The sequence below is a fragment of the Treponema sp. R6D11 genome (genome assembly GCF_054786075.1).
On sequence record NZ_BDHD01001281.1, the window covers coordinates 1 to 340 of the forward strand.

Below are 340 nucleotides of genomic sequence, written 5' to 3' on the forward strand. Positions count from 1 at the left end.
ATTATTTATGGTATACTACGATAGAATATAAGAAAAAGTGTTGACTTCATCTTGATTATCATTAGGTCGGGAGCTGGAAACGGCTCTGTGAAGAAGGGAGTAATGATGAAGCTATTAAATGGATTTTCTAAAGAGGAAATCGAAAATTATCGGCTAATCCGCCAAGGCAACAAGCTATTGGCAAAAGCCCTACGCGAAAACAATAAAAAATATCGTATAACTAAGTCTGGTGGCCGTTATATTATTCGTAACGGTGTTAAAAAAATCAGCAAACATATGCATTTCGAGCGCGTTAAAAGCCTTTTCCACGTCTTCGCTAACTCGCGCGTTGGAACATTAG

The 340-nt window shown here is 37.9% G+C and carries 1 protein-coding gene; it reads left to right on the forward strand.

Annotated elements, in window-relative coordinates; translation table 11 throughout:
- Window positions 1-102: 102 nt before the first annotated feature.
- Window positions 103-340 (forward strand): hypothetical protein (locus ACYVTD_RS18445; RefSeq protein ID WP_461249047.1); only part of this gene is annotated, 238 nt, incomplete at its 3' end.